General features: G+C 73.7%; 12 protein-coding genes. 3 read left to right on the plus strand and 9 right to left on the minus strand.

What is annotated here, in order from left to right:
- The first annotated feature begins 19 nt into the window (after positions 1–19).
- The 3 genes from V5O46_RS20805 to V5O46_RS20815 are packed head-to-tail and all read left to right on the plus strand — an operon-like array spanning position 20 to position 3176.
- A complete protein-coding gene (locus tag V5O46_RS20805; protein ID WP_332886185.1) occupies positions 20–1291 on the plus strand; it encodes a betaine/proline/choline family ABC transporter ATP-binding protein in 1272 nt (423 codons plus the stop codon).
- Positions 1288–2172: an ABC transporter permease gene (locus tag V5O46_RS20810; protein WP_408649030.1), complete on the plus strand. Its 885-nt coding sequence runs from the start codon at positions 1288–1290 to the stop codon at positions 2170–2172. Before V5O46_RS20805 ends, V5O46_RS20810 begins: the two co-directional genes overlap by 4 nt.
- Positions 2169–3176, plus strand: a complete 1008-nt coding sequence (locus V5O46_RS20815; RefSeq protein ID WP_332886144.1) for a glycine betaine ABC transporter substrate-binding protein — start codon at positions 2169–2171, stop codon at positions 3174–3176. The genes V5O46_RS20810 and V5O46_RS20815 overlap by 4 nt, the downstream gene beginning before the upstream one ends.
- A 44-nt stretch (positions 3177–3220) precedes the next feature.
- Here V5O46_RS20815 and V5O46_RS20820 read toward each other — a convergent pair whose 3' ends face one another.
- The 9 genes from V5O46_RS20820 to V5O46_RS20860 form a co-directional block, all read right to left on the minus strand.
- Complete coding sequence (locus V5O46_RS20820) at positions 3221–4009, minus strand: YlbL family protein (RefSeq protein WP_332886145.1); 789 nt, start codon at positions 4007–4009, stop codon at positions 3221–3223.
- Positions 4010–4190: 181 nt separating this feature from the next.
- Positions 4191–4841, minus strand: a complete 651-nt coding sequence (locus V5O46_RS20825; protein ID WP_332886146.1) for an IclR family transcriptional regulator — start codon at positions 4839–4841, stop codon at positions 4191–4193.
- Between the two features lie 292 nt (positions 4842–5133).
- Complete coding sequence (locus V5O46_RS20830; RefSeq protein ID WP_332886147.1) at positions 5134–6924, minus strand: DEAD/DEAH box helicase; 1791 nt, start codon at positions 6922–6924, stop codon at positions 5134–5136.
- A gap of 120 nt (positions 6925–7044) precedes the next feature.
- Positions 7045–7413 carry a type II toxin-antitoxin system death-on-curing family toxin gene (locus tag V5O46_RS20835; RefSeq protein WP_332886148.1) on the minus strand — a complete coding sequence of 123 codons (369 nt, stop codon included), beginning with the start codon at positions 7411–7413 and terminating at the stop codon, positions 7045–7047.
- The gene (locus tag V5O46_RS20840; RefSeq protein WP_332886149.1) at positions 7413–7610 is read right to left on the minus strand and encodes an Arc family DNA-binding protein; all 198 of its coding nucleotides are present in this window, start codon (positions 7608–7610) and stop codon (positions 7413–7415) included. Before V5O46_RS20840 ends, V5O46_RS20835 begins: the two co-directional genes overlap by 1 nt.
- Positions 7611–7726: 116 nt before the next feature.
- Positions 7727–10027, minus strand: a complete 2301-nt coding sequence (locus V5O46_RS20845) for a xanthine dehydrogenase family protein molybdopterin-binding subunit (protein ID WP_332886150.1) — start codon at positions 10025–10027, stop codon at positions 7727–7729.
- The gene (locus V5O46_RS20850; RefSeq protein ID WP_332886151.1) at positions 10024–11862 is read right to left on the minus strand and encodes a (2Fe-2S)-binding protein; all 1839 of its coding nucleotides are present in this window, start codon (positions 11860–11862) and stop codon (positions 10024–10026) included. Before V5O46_RS20850 ends, V5O46_RS20845 begins: the two co-directional genes overlap by 4 nt.
- Positions 11859–12752, minus strand: a complete 894-nt coding sequence (locus tag V5O46_RS20855) for an FAD binding domain-containing protein (protein ID WP_332886152.1) — start codon at positions 12750–12752, stop codon at positions 11859–11861. Before V5O46_RS20855 ends, V5O46_RS20850 begins: the two co-directional genes overlap by 4 nt.
- 245 nt (positions 12753–12997) lie before the next feature.
- Positions 12998–14620, minus strand: coding sequence for a beta-N-acetylhexosaminidase (locus V5O46_RS20860; protein ID WP_332886153.1), 1623 nt, complete (start codon positions 14618–14620; stop codon positions 12998–13000).
- Between the last annotated feature and the right edge of the window lie 13 nt (positions 14621–14633).

Raw genomic sequence — 14633 nt, forward strand, 5'->3', positions numbered from 1 at the left:
CAGAGCCTCCGCACCTTCGGTGCCCTCCGGGAGTTCCGGGGCTGCGGGGAGCGCCGCCGGTGCTGCCGCGTCCGGGGCCGCCATCGAGCTGCACAACCTCACGAAGCGCTACCCGAACAGCGCGCAGCCCGCCGTGGACAACGTCTCGATGGAGATCAGGGCGGGCGAGACGGTCATCCTGGTCGGCCCGTCGGGGTGCGGGAAGTCCACCGCCCTGAAGATGGTCAACCGGCTGATCGAGCCGACCGGCGGCCGGATCCGCATCGGCGGTGAGGACGTCACCGACATGGACCCGGTGAAGCTGCGCCGCAAGATCGGCTACGCCATCCAGGCCTCGGGGCTGTTCCCGCACATGACGGTCGCACAGAACATCGCCCTGGTACCGAAGATGGTCGGCTGGCCGAAGTCGCGGATCCGGTCCCGGGTGGAGGAGATGCTCGACCTGGTGGGGCTGGACCCGGGCGAGTTCCACGGCCGCTATCCCCGGCAGCTCTCCGGCGGTCAGCAGCAGCGGGTGGGCGTGGCCCGGGCGCTGGCGGCCGATCCGCCGGTGCTGCTGATGGACGAGCCGTTCGGCGCGGTGGACCCGATCACCCGCGACCATCTGCAGGACGAGCTGATCCGGCTGCAGCACGAGCTGCACAAGACCATCGTCTTCGTCACCCACGACTTCGACGAGGCGATCAAGCTGGGTGACCGGATCGCCGTGCTGCGCGAACGCTCGCACATCGCGCAGTTCGACACCCCGGAGGCGATCCTGACCAATCCGGCGGACGACTTCGTCTCCGGTTTCGTGGGCGCCGGGGCCGCGCTGAAGCGGCTGAACCTCAGCCGGGTACGGGACGTGGAGATCATCGGCTATCCGACGGTGCGGGTGGACGACCCGCTGCAGCAGATCTTCGACCGGCTCCGGGACAGCGGCAGCAACGAGATCCTGCTGCTCGACAAGCGGGGCCGCCCCTACAAGTGGCTGCGCCGCGGCGATCTGATGCGGGCCAAGGGCTCGCTGGCCCGGGCGGGCACGCTGGTCACCGACACCGTGACCCGGGACGCGACGCTGCGGGACGCGCTGGAGGCGGTGCTGACCGACAACACGGGACGGGTCGCGGTCACCGGTCGGCGCGGCGAGTACACCGGAGTCGTCGACATGGAGACGCTGATGAACTCGGTGCACGAGCTCCTGGAGGCCGACCGGCTGGACGCGCTGGCCCACCGGCACGACCTGGAGGAGGCCCGCGCCGAGCAGACCCATGCCGAGCAGGAGGGCTTCACCGGGGAGGCGAAGGCGTGAGCGGATCGTCCGGGCCCCCGCTCGGGGACGCGCCCGAGGAGCGCGAGCCGTCGCTGCGGCTGCGGGACGAGGAACGGGAGCCGGAGGAGGCGGAGGAGGCGGAGGAGCCGGAGCCGCGGCCTCCGGCGCCTGCCGTGCCCCAGCGGCGGATCAGCTGGCAGAAGCTGACGTTCCTGCCGGCGTTCGTCATCGCGGTGCTGCTGGCCACCTGGCTGTGGTTCGAACAGGCCGAGCTGGACCCGCTCAGCGAGAACGCCCTGGCCGAGGGCCGGGTCACCGAGGCACTGTGGCAGCACATCCAGCTGACGGCGATCTCCACCTTCTTCGTCCTGATCATCGCGATCCCGACGGGCATCCTGCTCACCCGCCCGACGCTGCGGAAGGCCACCCCGGTGGCGCTGGCCCTCGCCAACACGGGCCAGGCCACCCCGGCGATCGGTCTGCTGGCGCTGCTGGTCATCTGGCTGGGCATCGGCCGCCGGTCGGCGCTGATCGGCATCATCATCTACGCCATCCTGCCGGTGCTGTCGAACACGATCGCGGGGCTGAAGGCCAACGAACCGGCGCTGCTGGAGGCGGCCCGCGGCATCGGCATGTCCCCGCTGGGCGTGCTGACCCGGGTGGAGCTCCCGCTCGCCGTCCCGCTGATCCTGGCCGGGGTGCGCACCGCCCTGGTCCTCAACGTCGGCACGGCGACCCTCGCGGTCTTCGGCGGAGGCGGCGGGCTGGGGGTGCTGATCACCACCGGCATCACCAGCCAGCGGATGCCGGTGCTGATGCTCGGCTCGATCCTCACCGTCTCGCTGGCCCTGCTGGTGGACTGGCTGGCCTCGCTGGCCGAGCTGCTGCTGCGCCCGCGCGGCCTGGAGGTGGGGACATGAGCGTGCGGACGGCCGGCGGCGCGGAGCGCCCGCGCGGGCGTGGGCGGGCGCTGCTGGCCGGGGTGCTGGCCGCGGCCCTGGCCGCCGCCGGCTGCGGGCTGCACAGCGGTTCCCCCATGACCGACGACGTCGAGCCGGGCACCATCGGCCGGGGCAGGCCGCTGGAGGGCGCCGATCTCACCGTCGTCTCGAAGGAGTTCACCGAGCAGCTCGTCCTCGGCGCGATCATGGGCATCGCCTTCGAGGCGGCCGGCGCCGAGGTGCTGGACCGCACCGGCATCCAGGGCTCCGTCGGCACCCGCGCGGCCGTCGAGAACGGCGACGCCGACGCCACCTACGAGTACACCGGCACCGCCTGGATCACCTACCTGGGGCACAGCAGGCCCATCCCCGACGAGCAGGCGCAGTGGCAGGCGGTGTACGACGCGGACCTGAAGAACGGGCTGACCTGGCTGCCGCCCGCTCCCCTGAACAACACCTACGCGCTGGCCATGAACCAGGCCAACCACAGGAAGTACCGCACCGACACGCTCTCCCAGGTGGCCGAGCTGTCGAGGACCGACCCGAGTGCGGTGACGCTGTGCGTGGAGGGCGAGTTCGCCAACCGGGCGGACGGGCTGCCGGGCATGGAGAAGGCGTACGGGATGGACATCCCGCCGCGCAACGTCACGCAGATGGACACGGGCATCATCTACACCCAGGCCGCCGAGGGCACCTGCACCTACGGCGAGGTGTTCACCACCGACGGCCGGATCAAGGCCATGGACCTGGTGGTGATGGAGGACGACAAGCACTTCTTCCCGAACTACAACGCGGCGCCCATGGTGCGCACCGCGACCCTCCGGGAGTGGCCGGCGATCGCCTCCGTGCTGGCGCCGGTGACCAAGGCGCTGACCAACGAGGTGGCGCGGACGCTGAACGGGAAGGTCGACGTCGACGGGGAGGATCCGCACCAGGTGGCGCTGGACTGGATGATCGAGAAGGGATTCGTGAAGGGGGGCTGACCGGGAACCGGGCCCGGGCCGAGTACCGGCCGAGCACGGGCTGATCAGCAGGCGGGGACGGTTCCCCGGCCCGTCTCCAGAGCCGTCAGCGCGTCCACCGCACCGGTGAGCGTCTCCACCGGGATCAGCCGCATCCCTTCCGGCAGCTCCGCCTCGGCGTCCGCGCACTCCGCCCTCGGCACCAGGAAGACGGTCGCGCCGTCCCGGTGGGCGGCCTGCGTCTTCAGCGGCACCCCGCCCACCGCGCCGACCTCGCCGTCCGGGGTGATGGTGCCGGTGCCGGCGACGACCCGGCCGCCGGTGAGGTCGCCGGTGTCCAGTTTGTCGATGATGCCGAGGGAGAACAGCAGTCCGGCGCTGGGTCCGCCCACGTCGGCGAGGCGCAGCGTGACGTCGACGTCGGCGGCGCTGAGGTCCAGGTGGTCCAGGGCGGCGGTGGTGGCGGCGTCCTGGGACTCCTCCATCTGCTCCCGGTTGTACTGCTCGATCTCCCGCAGGTCGTCGCCGCGCGGGTAGACCGCGTCGCGGGGCATGACCGCCCGGTCGGTGTCGAACCAGCCGTCGAGCACGTCGCCGAGCGAGACGCGGGCGTCCGGTCCGGTCGCCTCGATGGTCGTCATCCGCAGCTGGCCGGTCGTGTCGTGGGTCGGGGCACCGGAGATCGTGATCACCGGGGTGCCGCGGTTCTCGCCGAGCACGTTCGCCGTCAGGCCGGGCTGTGCCACGGTGAAGGGGAGCGGCGCGAACAGCGCGACGGCCAGCAGCCCTACGACGGGCAGCGCGCAGAGGGTGAGGGCCTGGGGGCGTGTGAGGCGGGAGAACCGAGAGAGCACGGGGTCAATCTAACGTGGGGGTACGTTCCGGCCAGGGCCCGGTGCTGTGCCGCGCCCCGCTGCGCTGCGCTCCGCCGTGCCTGCGGTCCGCCGCCGGCGGGGTGCCTCCCCCGGAGGGGGTACCCCGAGAGCCCACCCCGGCCGCCCCGCGGCCCGACCGCCCGGGCTGGAGGGGGGAGCGTCAGCGCAGCGCCTCCGCCACCTCCCGTGCCGCGTCCACCACCCGCGCACCCACCCGCTCCGGCACCACGTCCGCAAGCATCACGACCCCTACGCTCCCCTCCACCCCGGAGACCCCGAGCAGCGGCGCCGCGGCCCCGCACGCCCCGGCCTCCAGCTCTCCGTGGGTGAGCGTGTAGCCGGGATCGTCGTCCACGGCCACCTGCTGCTGCCGGGCGGAGAGGATCGCCTTGCCGGCGGCGCCGCGCTCCAGCGGATGCCGGAACCCGGCACGGTAGGCCACGTGGTAGTCGGTCCAGGTCGGCTCGACGACGGCCACGGCCAGTGCCTCCGCGCCGTCCACCAGCGTCAGATGAGCGGTGGCCCCTATGTCCTCGGCCAGTGCCCGCAGCGCCGGCATGGCGGCCTCCCGGACCAGCGGGTGCACCTGGCGGCCCAGCCCGAGCACCCCGAGCCCGACCCGGGCCCGTCCGCCCAGATCACGGCGTACCAGGGCATGCTGCTCCAGCGTGGCGAGCAACCGGTACACGACGGTCCGGTTCACCCCCAGCCGGTGGGAGAGTTCGGTCACGGTCAGACCGTGGTCGGTGTCGGCGAGCAGCTTGAGGACGCGTAGTCCTCTGTCGAGCGTCTGGGAAGTCTCCGCGGTCACGACGCCCACTCCTTCAGTGGTGAGGTCGGCGGCCCTCGCGGCAGATGCGTCACCGAGTCCCGTCGGTGACGCGCTTCAGGCCGCCGATCGGCCGGCGGCCCGGCGGCGGTCCGGACCCAAGTCGCTTCACGGCTGCGCTCCGCGGCGGCGCTGCCACGGGGCGTGTGCGTGCAGGGACATTAGCGAGCCGGTCCGCTCAGCGAAAGCCTCCGTCCAGAATCCGGGCAGCGAGCGGTGAGGAGTACCGGCGTTTGTCCCGATACGTACGGCGCACGTCTGTGGCCCGCGCCACTCACTTCATCCGGGTCGCCCACTCCTGCACCTTGGCGATGCGCTGCCGCAGCTGCCCGGGGGTGGCCTCGGCGCTGGGCGGACCCCCGCACACGCGGCGCAGCTCGGTGTGGATGACGCCGTGCGGCTTGCCGCTCTGGTGGACGTAGGCACCGACCAGGTTGTTGAGCTGCCGGCGCAGCTCCATCATCTCCTTGTGCGAGACGACCGGCCGCCGCTCGGCGGGCAGTTCGAGCAGGTCGGCCTCCTCGTCCGGCTTCTTGCGGCTGTGCGCGATCTGCCGGGCCTGCCGCTTCTGCAGCAGCATCTGCACCTGGTCCGGTTCGAGCAGCCCGGGAATGCCCAGGTAGTCCTGCTCCTCCTCGCTGCCCGGGTGGGCCTGCATACCGAAGTCGGCGCCGTTGTACGTCACCCGGTCGAAGACGGCGTCGGACTCCAGCGCCTCGAAGGGCAGCATGTCCTGTTCGCCGGTGTCCTCGTCCTGCTGCTTCTCCGCCTCCTTGAGGAGCTGCTCCTCCTCGGCGTACGGGTCCTCCTCGCCGCCCTTCGTCGGCTTGTCGAGGACGTGATCCCGCTCACGCTCCATCTCGTTGGCGAAGGAGAGCAGGTCGGGCACGGTGGGCAGGAAGACGGAGGCGGTCTCGCCGCGCCGCCGGGACCGTACGAACCGGCCGACGGCCTGCGCGAAGAACAGCGGGGTGGAGATGGTCGTCGCATACACCCCGACCGCGAGCCGGGGCACGTCGACGCCCTCGGAGACCATGCGCACGGCGACCATCCAGCGGTCGGTGCTCGCGCTGAAGTCGTCGATCCGCTTCGAGGCGCCGGCGTCGTCGGACAGCACCACGGTGGCCTTGTCACCGGTGATCTCCCGGATCAGCTTGGCGTAGGCGCGGGCCGAGTCCTGGTCGGCGGCGATGACCAGGGCACCGGCGTCCGGGACTGCCTTGCGGACCTCGGTCAGCCGCTGGTCAGCGGCGCGCAGCACGGCCGGCATCCACTCGCCGCGCGGGTCGAGGGCGGTGCGCCAGGCCTGGCTGACGGCGTCCTTGGTCATGGGCTCGCCGAGGCGGGCCTCGATCTCGTCGCCGGCCTTGGTGCGCCAGCGCATGTTGCCGCTGTAGGAGAGGAAGATGACGGGCCGCACGACACCGTCGGTGAGCGCGGAGCCGTATCCGTAGGTGTAGTCGGCGGCGGAGCGCCGGATGCCGTCACCGCCCTCCTCGTAGGAGACGAAGGGGATGGGGTTGGTGTCGGACCGGAAGGGCGTACCGGTGAGCGCGAGGCGCCGGGTGGCCGGTTCGAACGCCTCCAGGCACGCCTCGCCCCAGGACTTGGAGTCGCCGGCGTGGTGGATCTCGTCGAGGATGACGAGGGTCTTGCGCTGCTCGACGCGGTTGCGGTGCAGCATGGGCCGCACGCCGACTCCGGCGTAGGTCACGGCGACGCCGTGGTAGTCCCTGGCGAGCGGCCCGGCGCTGTACTCGGGGTCGAGCTTGATGCCTATCCGGGCCGCCGCCTCCGCCCACTGCTTCTTCAGGTGCTCGGTCGGGGCGACGACGGTGACCTGCTGCACGACGTGGTGGTGCAGCAGCCAGGACGCCAGCGTCAGCGCGAAGGTCGTCTTGCCGGCGCCGGGGGTGGCGACCGCCAGGAAGTCGCGGGGCTGCTCCTGGATGTACTTGTCCATCGCGCCCTGCTGCCAGGCGCGCAGCTTGCTGGCGGTGCCCCAGGGGGCGCGGCCCGGGAAGGCCGGGGACAGGTGGTGCGAGGAGCTGGCGGTGGTAGTCACGGTCTCCGAAGGGGTTGAACGGCTCGGCCACGTACGACAACCGGGCCACCCTACCGGCGCCCCGCCCCCGTCAACCCCGGGTCCGGCCCGGGTCACCCGCGGGTGGGACCGACGTCACAGTCACCGAGCGAACCGCGGCAGCTGGGCCGCGATCTTGGGCACGTCCAGCGCGCCCTGGCAGACGTCCAGCACGAAGCGCTCGGCTTCGTCCACGTCGAAGTCCGCGTCCAGGGGATGGCCGTTCACGTGAAGGAACACCCAGGTCGCATACCAGGCGAGACGCTTGTTCCCGTCGACGAGTGCGTGGTTGCGGGCGAGTGACTCCATGAGAGCGGCGGCCTTCTGCCACACGTCGGGGTAGGCGTCCTGACCGAAGACGCTTGACCGCGGACGGGCCAGCGCCGAGTCGAGCAGGCCGTAGTCGCGCACCTCGTCCGCCCCGAGCCGCTTCGCAAGGTGGAGCAGTTCGGGCAGCGTGAGGTAGTGCATCAGGCGAGTCTCCGGTTCAGCTCGGCGCTCGCCTTCAGGACGTGCTCGGCCGCCTCGTTGAACAGTCTCGAGTGCTCGTTTATGGCGGCCATCACGGCGTCGTGCGCGAAGGCCTGCATGCTGCGCCCCTCCGCCGCAGCGCGCTCGCGCAGGGCGTCGAGCTCCTCTTCCGAGAACCGCACGTTCAGTCCAGCCATACCCACAACGGTACTACGCGGTACCACCTAGTGGCACCGCGTTTGCTCCCGCAGCCGCCGTACCACTTACGCCCGTGGGTCCTGCCGCCGGTTCGGGGCGGGCCCGCGCCCCGCCGTCACCGCTCCGCCGTCACCACCGCCGCCTGCGGGCGGATCGGCAGCCGGTTGACCGGGCGGCCGGTCGCCGCGCGCACCGCGGAGGCGACGGCCGCCGGGGAGGCCACCACGGGCGCCGCGCTGACCGCCTTGGCGCCGAACGGCGCCACCACGTCCCGCTCCTCGACCAGCTTCACGATCCGGATGTCCGGGGCGTCCAGGGCGGTCGGCAGGGCGTAGCCGGTCAGGTCGGGGTGGCGGATCAGACCGCGCGGGGTGCGCAGGTTCTCCGTCAGCGCGATGCCCACGCCCTGCGTGACCCCGGCCTCGATCCGGGCGGTCAGCTGGGCCGGGTTCAGCACGCGGCCGACGTCCTGGGCGACGGCCAGCTCCACCACCCGTACCGAACCGATCTCGATGTCGACGTCGACGACCGCGCGGATCGCGCAGAAGGCCATGCCGACGAACGCGTCACCCTGGCCCGCGCCGTCCAGCGGCTCGGTGGGATGCGGGCGGCACTGCGCGGTGGCCCACAGCTCCTTGCCGTCCAGCGCCTCGGTGACGGTCGTGGACAGCACGCCGTCGTACGAGGTGATCTTGCCGTCGGTGATCTGCAGCAGCTCCGCCGACATGCCGAACTTGTGGGCGAGCGGCTGGAGCAGCTGGGTGCGGACCATCTTGGCGGCCCGCTCCACCGCGCCGCCCGACACCCAGGTGTGCCGGCCGCGGCAACCGGCGCCGGCCGGGGGCTGGTCGGTGTCGACCGGTGCCACCTGCACCTCGTCGACGCCGAGGGTCTCCTGCACGATCTGCCGGGCCAGCGTGGTGAAGCCCTGGCCGGTCTCGACGGCCGCGCACAGCACGGTCGCCACCCCGTTCTGCACCTTCACGGTGGCGGTGGAGACCTCGTCGGCGCCCTCCGCGCCGAGCATGTGCACCATGCCGAGGCCGTAGCCGACGCCGCGACGCACCGCGCCGGGGTCGCCGGCGCCCTCGGGGCCGCCGGGCAGCAGCCACTCCTCCTCGGGGAGGTCCTTGGGCAGCGGCGGCAGCGGGAAGTCCCGTACCGCCTGGAGGAGTTCGGCGACCGGGGCCGGACAGGTCACGGTCTGGCCGGTGGGCAGCACGTCCCCGGTGGCCATGACGTTGCGCAGCCGCACCTCGGCCGGGTCCAGACCCAGCTTCCTGGCGATCTTGTCCATCTGCGCCTCGTACGCGGCGCACACCTGCATGGCACCCTCGCCGCGGACATGGCCGGAGGGCGGGTTGTTGGTGCGCACCGCCCAGCCCTCGATGAACGCGTTCGGCACGACGTACGGGCCGCAGGCGAAGCCGACGGCGGCGGCCAGCGCGTCGGAGGAGGTGTCGGCGTAGGCGCCCGCGTCGAGCAGGATCTGCGCCTCGACCTTCACCAGCCGGCCCTCGCCGTCCGCGTGGTGGCGGTAGCGCAGCAGGGTGGGGTGCCGGTGGGTGTGGCCGAGGAAGGACTCCTCACGGGTGGCGGTCAGCTTCACCGGGCAGCCGGTCCGCAGCGCCAGCAGGCCGAGCGGCAGCTGGAAGCCCTGGTCCTCGCGGTCGGCGGTGGCACCCGGCACCCCGGTGACCACGATCTTCACCCGTTCGGGGGACAGGCCGTAGCAGGCTGCGGCGGTGTCGCGGTCGGTGTGCGGGTCGGTGGAGGCCACGTACAGCTCCACGCCGCCGTCGGGGCGGGGCACGGCGAGGCCTGCCTCGGCGCCGACGGGCGCGGGGTCCTGGCGGCCGATGCGGTACAGCCCCTCGACGACGATCTCGCCGTCCGCGTCCGGGTCGCCGTGCCGCAGCGGGATGTGCCGGATCAGGTTGCCGTCGGGGTGCAGCGGCTCCGCCTCGAAGGCCTGCTCGGGGTCGATGACCGGATCGAGCGCCTCGTACTCGACGATGACCGCGGCGGCGGCCATCCGCGCGGTGTCCGGGTGGTCCGCGGCGACGGCGGCGATGGGTTCGCCGTGGTGGCGCACCACCTCGGAGGCGAAGACGGGTCGGTCGGCACGGCCGCGGCCGTGCAGCGTCGCGCCGGGCACGTCCTCGTGGGTGACGACCGCGCGGACACCGGGCATCTCGCGCGCGTGGGAGGTGTCGATGGACACGATCCGCGCGTGCGGGTGCGGGGAGCGCAGCACCGCCGCCCACAGCAGGCCCTCGGCCCACAGGTCGGCGGCGTAGGGGAAGGTGCCCTCCGTCTTGGCGCGCGCGTCGGCGGGCGGCAGGGAGGCGCCGAGTCCGTGCGGGATCGGTTCGGCGGCGGGGGCGGCCTCCGCGGTGGCGGCTTCGTGGCTCACGCGTGGCCTCCGTCCTGGCCGTACGACCGGTCGCCGTGGGGCTGGTCGGTGTCCGGGGTCTCGAACGCCGAGGGGTGCACGCCGCCCGCGCCGGGGCCTGCCTGGTGCGGGATACGGGGCTCGCCGACGCCGGTTCCGGGCGGTTCGTGGGGGGCTTGGGCGGCCTGGCTGCCATGGGCGTCCCGGGAACCGTGGGCGTCGTGGCCGCCCAAGCCGTCCCGGGTGTCGCGGCCGTCGTCGGTGCCGGGCGCCTCGGCCGCGGTGGTCGCCTCGCGCTCGGCGACGACCTCCTCGACGGCGCGCAGGACGCCCCGGTAGCCGGAGCACCGGCACAGGTTGCCGCACAGCGCCTGGCGGGTCTCCAGCGCGGTGGGCGCCGGGTTGCCCTCGAGCAGATCGTGCAGTGTCATCGCGATGCCGGGGACGCAGAACCCGCACTGCACCGCGCCGCACCGGGCCAGCGCCCGCTGCACGTCCGACGGCCGCCCGTCGGCGGCCAGGCCCTCGACGGTGCGGACCTCGCTGCCCGCGGTGGTCACGGCGGGCACCAGGCAGGAGGCGACCAGCCGCCCGTCGACCTGGACGTTGCAGGCGCCGCACTCGCCCTGGGAGCAGCCGTCCTTGGCGCCCGCGAGTCCGAGCCGCTCCCGCAGCACGTACAGCAGGGACTCGCCGATCCAGGCGTCGGTGACGGGGCGGTCGGCGCCGTTGACCCGGAGCACGTAGGAGGCGAGGGGGTGCTCGTCGTGGTGGCCGCCGCCGGGGACGGCGGGGTCCTGCGGGGGTACGGGGGTGGGGTCGGGTGTGGTGGGGGCGTCGGTCGCGTCCTGCTCGGGATCCGCGGCGGGGGTGGCGGAGGGTCCGGCGGCAGCGGCGGGTCCGGGGCCGGCTGCGGGTTCGGCCGTGGCCGGTGCCCGGGCCGGGTCGTCCGGCGCGGATCCGGGTTCCGAGGTCGCCGCGGTCCGGGCGCGGTCCGCCGGGGGCTCGGCCGGGCCCGCGGGGGGCGGCGGGGCCGCCCCGGTGGTCTCGGGAGCGGCGGTCTGCTCCGGACCCCGGGAGTCGCCGTCGGCCCCGGGGGCCGAGGGGGCCGCGGGGGCCTCGACGGTCCCGGAGGCGGCGGCCGCCTCCGGTTCCCCGCCGTCCGGCTCGTCGGCCGGGGGCACGGCGCCGGGCTGTCGAGGCCGGTCGCCCCAGGGCGCTCCGGCCGCCTGGGGAGCCCAGGGGGCGGGGGCCCCGCCGGGGAGGGTGGCGGGCGCCGTGCCGTTCCACTGGTCGGCCAGGGACGACGCGGGGAACTCGCCCGATTCGTCCGGGAGGTCGCCGTCGGCCACCGGGATCGACCACTGTCCGGTCACGTCGTGGCCGGGTGCGGTCGGCGCGTCGCCGGCCGCCTCAGGGGCGGCGGGCCCGGCGACGCTCCACTGGCCGGTGGCTCCCGCCCCCGCGTCGTATCCGAACCGGTCGTCCACCACGGGGGGCTGCTGCCCGGCCGCGCCGTAGGGGTCCTGATGGTGGCCCGCGTACGGGCCGTCGGAGTCCGGAACGGGCCACTGGGGCCCGTCGGCCGGCACGTCCGGCATCGTCCAGCTGCCGGTGGCGGCCGGGTCGGTCCCGGTGGTGGCGGGGGTGACGGTGATCTGCGGGGGCGTGTAGCCGTGGCCGGGCGCGGCGAGCGGGCTGTCCGCGGCCGCGAGCAACGCGTCGACGCCGCCCTCGGGCAGCTGCACGAAGGCGGTGGCGCCGTCGTCGTAGTCGCCCTGGGGCAGCGGGTCCCAGCGTCCGCCGGGCCGCCCGGTGCCCTCGGGGTGCCGGCCCCCGTGCTGGTCGTCGGTCACGACAGCGCCCTCCCCAGTGCTCGTCGGGCCAGCGCGGCGACGGTGCGCCGCAGGTGCAGTACGGCGGGCGGGAGCTGCCCCGCGGAACCGTCCTCGGCCGGGGCCGGATCGGGGATGCAGGCCGCGGCGACGTACTCCCCGAAGGCGTGCACGGCCTCGGGGACGATCGCCCGGTCGTTGTCCCAGTCGATGAGGCCGCCGACCCACTGCTCGGCGTCCAGGGGCCGCAGCGGCAGGGGGGCGATGGCGCCGACGGCGCAGCGCACCCCGCGCCGGGCCGGGTCGAGCACGAGGGCGACGGAGGCGATCGCGCGGCCCGGTCCGGTCCGGCCGGTCGCCTTGAGGAAGACCTGCGGGGCGTGCAGCAGCGGCACCCTCACGAAGCCGATGAGCTCGCCGGGGCGGAGCAGCTCCATCCCGGCGAGCAGGTGCGACACCGGGATCTCCCGGCGGGCCCCGCCCGGACTCGCGACGATCAGCGTCGCCTCCAGGGCGGCCAGCACCGGCAGCGCGTCACCCGTCGGGGCGGCCGAGGCGATGTTGCCGCCGAGGGTGCCGGCGTTGCGGATGTGCGGCGGGCCCGCCGCGCGCGCGGCTGCGGCCAGCGCCGGGATGAGGGCGGCGAAGTCGGGGCGGCCCATGCGGGCGTGGGTGAGTCCGGCGCCGAGCAGCGCGTGCCCGTCCTGGTACTGCCAGCCGCGGATCTCGCTGATCCGGCCGAGACCGACCAGGGCGGCGGGCCTGAGCTGTCCGGAGTTGACGGAGGTCATCAGATCGGTGCCGCCCGCCACCGGGACGGCGGCGGGCATGGCGGTGAGCGCCGCGACGGCCTCGTCCAGTGTCGCGGGCAGCGTGACGGCCTGCGCCGTCTGCGGTGTCTGCGTGCTCAAACCGGCTGCCCCTTCCCGCTGTCCCACCGGGTCGCGCCTGTGCTGCCGTACGGTACGTGCTGACAGGGCGGACGTGGCAACTCTGGCACATCTTCGCGGGGGCCGAACGCGGGGGTCCGCTAGGAGACGTTCGCCCCGTCACCGAGGAGATGGTCCGTTTTCACACGACATCTTCACAGTGCAGGCGCACCGTGGAGATTGCCACTCTTCGGTGATGGTTGCGGCGTTCTTCCGCACTTACCCGGCTACTTGATCGGCGGCGGGCCGTCGATCGGCCGGCCGAGCACTCCCGGGCGGCGCTGCCACGGCCGGGGCCCGGCGGGCGGGCGGTAGGCCACACCGAGCGCGTCCAGCCGCCGGTAGTGGGCGGCCATCCGGCGGTCGAAGCCGGCGAAGTCCCGCTCAGCGGGGGCCGGCAGGGTGCTCCAGGCGACCTCCGCGAACGCGGCGAGCCGCGGGAAGACCTGGTAGTCGACGCGGGCGGGGCTCTCCATCACCTCGGTCCACGCATTGGCCTGGGCGCCCAGCACGTGCCGGGCCTCCTGCGGTGTCAGCTCGGGCGGAACCGGCTCGAACCGGTAGACGTCCTCCAGGGTGCGCACGTACCCGATCGGCACCGGCTCGTCCGCGCCCGGGTCCTGACGGTGATCCAGATACACCTGCTGCTCCGGGCACATGACGACGTCGTGCCCGGCCCGCGCGGCGGCGATCCCGCCGGCGTAGCCGCGCCAGGACGACACCGCCGCCCCGTCGGCGAGTCCGCCCTCGAGAATCTCGTCCCAGCCGATGAGCCGCCGCCCGCGCGCGCGGAGCCAGCCGTCGAAATGCCGGATGAACCAGGACTGCAGCGCGTCCTCGTCGGCGAGCCCGAGTTCCTCGATGCGGGCCTGCGCCGCGGGCGAGCTCCGCCACTGGTCCTTGGGGCATTCGTCGCCGCCGATGTGGATGAACTCCGAGGGGAACAGCGCGAGGACCTCCTCCAGGACGCCCTCGTAGAAACACAGGGTGCGGTCGGTGGGGGCCAGGATGTTCGGGGAGACGCCCCAGCTGTCCCAGACGGACAGCGCGGCGGTGTCGACGACATCGGTGTTGCCGAGTTCCGGATACGCGGCGACGGCGGCCTGCGAGTGTCCGGGTACGTCGATTTCGGGGACGACGGTGATGTGCCGTTCGGCGGCGTAGGCGACGATCTCGCGGATGTCGTCCTGGGTGTAGTAGCCACCGTGCGGCTTGTCCTCCCACAGCGGCGAGGCCCGGTGGCCGAATTTGGTGCGGGCCCGCCAGGCGCCGGTGGCGGTCAGCTCCGGGTACCGCCCGATCTCGATGCGCCAGCCCTGGTCGTCCGTCAGATGGAAGTGGAAGACGTTGAGTTTGTGCACCGCCAGCAGATCCAGATAGCGCAGCACGCCGTCCTTGGGCATGAAGTGCCGGGCGACGTCGAGCATGAATCCGCGCCAGCGGAATCGCGGGCCGTCCTCGATCGTGACGTGCGGTACGGCCCAGGGCCGGTCCCGGCCCAGCGGGGCGCTGCGGAACGCGTCGGCGCCCAGGAGCTGCCGGAGCGTCTGCGCGCCCAGGAAGACACCCGCCGCGGTGCCGCCCTCGATGAGGACCCCGGTCCGGTCGCTGACCAGGCGGTACTCCTCGGGGCCCAGCCGGGGGGCGAGCCGGAGGCGGATGCCGTCGTCGCGGGCGCCGTCGGACTCGCGCGCCTCGTGCAGCGGCAGACCGGTGGCCTGCGAGAGGTCGGTGCGCAGCCGGCGGCCGGCACCCTCCGTGCCGCGGCCGGCGCGGAGCCGGGAGTGCTCCGTGAGCCGCACCTCGCCGGAACCCGCGGTGACGCTGCGGGGCGCGGGAATCAGATCCATCCGTGAATCCACC

Source organism: Streptomyces poriticola (genome assembly GCF_036689765.1).
GTDB lineage: Bacteria > Actinomycetota > Actinomycetes > Streptomycetales > Streptomycetaceae > Streptomyces > Streptomyces poriticola.

Excerpts from the sequence above, each read along its gene's own strand:
- V5O46_RS20835 (WP_332886148.1), bottom strand. The coding sequence starts at position 7,413 with ATGCACTACCTCACGCTGCCCGAACTGCTCCACCTTGCGAAGCGGCTC.
- V5O46_RS20815 (WP_332886144.1), top strand. The coding sequence starts at position 2,169 with ATGAGCGTGCGGACGGCCGGCGGCGCGGAGCGCCCGCGCGGGCGTGGG.
- V5O46_RS20860 (WP_332886153.1), bottom strand. The coding sequence starts at position 14,620 with ATGGATCTGATTCCCGCGCCCCGCAGCGTCACCGCGGGTTCCGGCGAG.
- V5O46_RS20840 (WP_332886149.1), bottom strand. The coding sequence starts at position 7,610 with ATGGCTGGACTGAACGTGCGGTTCTCGGAAGAGGAGCTCGACGCCCTG.